Here is a 2625-nt window from a genome sequence, read left to right on the forward strand (position 1 = left end):
CGAATATCCCATTGACAGGACATTCGTCGCATCAAGAATCTCCGGAATTGGTTGGTAAAATGTTAGAGCAGTTCTTGTTGCAGCACAAAAACTAACAAACGCTTCAAGAGGGACAGCCAACGCGTGGCATTTTTACTATGCGTTGGTTTTTGTGATTACGGTGTTATGCGGTAATTTGGTAGTAGCGTTGGCTGCCCCTTAAGCGGGCGTTATGCTTAATCACGCAAAATCAGTGAGTTATGGTTCTTCTTTGTTCCTTTGGCTTTTCAGTTTTGTGTTTGTCGGCAAGTTGGCTCCATTGGGCGCTGTTTTCCGGACACTTGTTCTTTGGCGCTGGAAATTCAGAGCGTTGCCTCAGTCAATTTTCGGGCAAGCGCGAGTTTAGGGCGGTTGGCTCAATCAGAAGTTTGATCTTAGGTTTTTCGGTTTTATCTGCCAAATTTCAAAGTCTGATTTTCAAAATTATGAGTCATCTCAGTTTTTTGGTTTTCGGCTTTTGTTTGTGAGTTAAAGCTGAGTTAGTCTCAGTTTGGTAAAGCGTAAGTCATTGAAGCTTAAGCATAACAAAGTGTTCAAGAGGGATTCATGCCGCGTGGCATTTTTGGTATGCAGTGAATTTTGGTGGTGAAAGTGGTTTGCAGAAAGTTGGTTTATGCGGCATTCACCCCTTAACGCGGCGTTAGGCGCTATTCACTTTAGGATTAGGGATGAACGTAGAATTTAAAGTGATCAATTTGGCGCAAGATTATGATTTTTGCGTAGCTGCTCGAAAGGACGCTTACTATTGCAGCTTCAAAACCTATTCGGGTTTTGATGATTTCATAGCAGGTTATCGAGAACGAATCCAAGAAAGGCAATCTGAAGCAGGTTGGTTTTACATCCATATTTGGTTGGATGGACAATTGGCAGGGCAGTTAGAGTTTCGTTCTTTTTCGCCCGAGCCAGATACAGGTTATGTCCATTTGATTTACTTGTTGCCTGAAATTCGAGGTTCCGGTTTGAGCCAGCAAGTTCAGATCTACATCGAAACAGAATTGACACGAGCGGGTTGTAATCGTGCTGTGCTTTCGGTGAGCAGAACGAACACAAGGGCGTTAAAGTTCTATAAGCGTAATGGTTGGGTATATTGTTGTCCTAACCCCAAGCACGATGAAACCGATTTTTACCAATTACAGCTGCGCGCCTAACAAACTGCTTAAGAGGGATTCGCAATGCGTGGCATTTTCAGCATGCAGTGAGTTTTGTGATTAAGGCGGTGTGCGGTAGCTTTTGCAGTGCATTGCTCACCCCTTAGCAGGGCGTTATGCTTAATCACCAAAAATCAGTGGTTTATGGTCTTTCTTTGTTCCCTTGGCTTGTGAGTTTTGTGTTTCTCGGCAAGTTGGCTTCAGTGGGCGCGGTTTTCCGGACACTTGTTCTTTGGCGCTGTAAATTCAGAGTGTTGCCTCAGTCAATTTTCGGGCAAGCGTGAGGTTAGGGCGGTTGGCTCAATCAGAAGTTTGAACTTAGGTTTTTCGGCTTTATCTGCCAAAGTTCAAAGTCTGATTTTCAAAAATTATGAGTCATTTCAGTTTTTTGGTTTTTGGCTTTTGTTTGTGAGTTAAAGGTGAGTTAATCTCGGTTTTGGTAAAATGTAAGTCATTGAAGCTTAAGCATAACAAAGCGTTCAAGAGGGATTCATGCCGCGTGGCATTTTTGGTTTTCGGTGAGTTTTGGTGGTGAAAGTGGCTTGCGGAAGGTTGGTTTATGCGGCATTCACCCCTTAACGCGGCGTTATATTTTTTAGGTAACTGTCATGGAACGACTATCTTTTCTCCTACTCGTGTTGTGGAGTGCGAGTGTAAGCGCAGGCAACTCATTGTCAGATTTGGTTGAAGCTGCAAAAGAAAGAACAACGCATACGGTAATTTATGATGGAAGCTATATAAAAATTGCCTATCCCAATGGAGATGTGCCGCCTAGTATCGGTGTTTGTACCGATGTAATTATTCGTAGTTACAGAAAACTGGGCGTAGATTTACAAGTCTTAGTTCACGAAGATATGCGTGACAACTTTTCACTGTATCCCTCAAACAGAATTTGGGGTTTGTCAAAACCGGATCGCAACATAGACCATCGTCGAGTGCCGAATTTACAGATTTTCTTCAAACGACATGGCCAAAGTTTAACGATTAGTGATGAAGGTTTGGCTTATAAAGCTGGTGACATCGTGACATGGATGCTCCCAGGTAATTTGCCTCATATCGGTATCGTAACGAACGACTTGTCGCAGGATGGTAAACGGCCTCTAATAGTTCACAATATTGGTTCAGGTCCAGTGCTTGAGGATATGTTGTTTGACTTCAAAATTACGGGTCACTTCCGCTATGAGCCCTAAATATAACAAGGCGTTCAAGTGGGATTCATGCCGCGTGGCATTTTTGGCATGCGGCGAGTTTTGGTGATGAAAGTGGTCTGCGGGAAGTTGGTTTGTGCGGCATTCACCCCTTAACGCAGCGTTATGTTTAATCACGCAAAATCAGTTGGTTGCATCTTTTCTTTGCTCCGTCGGCTTGTTGGTTTTGTGCTCGTCGGCAAGTTTGTATTTGTGAGCGCTGTTTTCTGGACATTTGTTCTTTGGCGCTG

At 43.5% G+C, this 2625-nt stretch carries 4 protein-coding genes and 2 pseudogenes; all 6 read left to right on the top strand.

The window, feature by feature from the left end:
- Nucleotides 1-95: pseudogene (locus UF06_RS28310) on the top strand (alpha/beta hydrolase); the annotation flags it as partial.
- A gap of 465 nt (nt 96-560) precedes the next feature.
- Nucleotides 561-683, top strand: coding sequence for a DUF3265 domain-containing protein (locus UF06_RS28315; protein ID WP_082069624.1), 123 nt, complete (start codon nt 561-563; stop codon nt 681-683).
- A gap of 24 nt (nt 684-707) precedes the next feature.
- The gene (locus UF06_RS08035) at nt 708-1187 is read left to right on the top strand and encodes a GNAT family N-acetyltransferase (protein WP_045569984.1); all 480 of its coding nucleotides are present in this window, start codon (nt 708-710) and stop codon (nt 1185-1187) included.
- 454 nt (nt 1188-1641) lie between these two features.
- Nucleotides 1642-1786, top strand: a pseudogene (locus UF06_RS28320) (DUF3265 domain-containing protein).
- Nucleotides 1787-1795: 9 nt separating this feature from the next.
- Complete coding sequence (locus UF06_RS08040; protein WP_045569985.1) at nt 1796-2377, top strand: DUF1287 domain-containing protein; 582 nt, start codon at nt 1796-1798, stop codon at nt 2375-2377.
- A 2-nt stretch (nt 2378-2379) separates the two neighbouring features.
- Nucleotides 2380-2508, top strand: a complete 129-nt coding sequence (locus UF06_RS28325) for a DUF3265 domain-containing protein (protein WP_082069626.1) — start codon at nt 2380-2382, stop codon at nt 2506-2508.
- Nucleotides 2509-2625 lie beyond the last annotated feature (117 nt).

It is taken from the genome of Vibrio sp. S234-5 (genome assembly GCF_000960595.1).
Classification (GTDB): Bacteria; Pseudomonadota; Gammaproteobacteria; order Enterobacterales; family Vibrionaceae; genus Vibrio.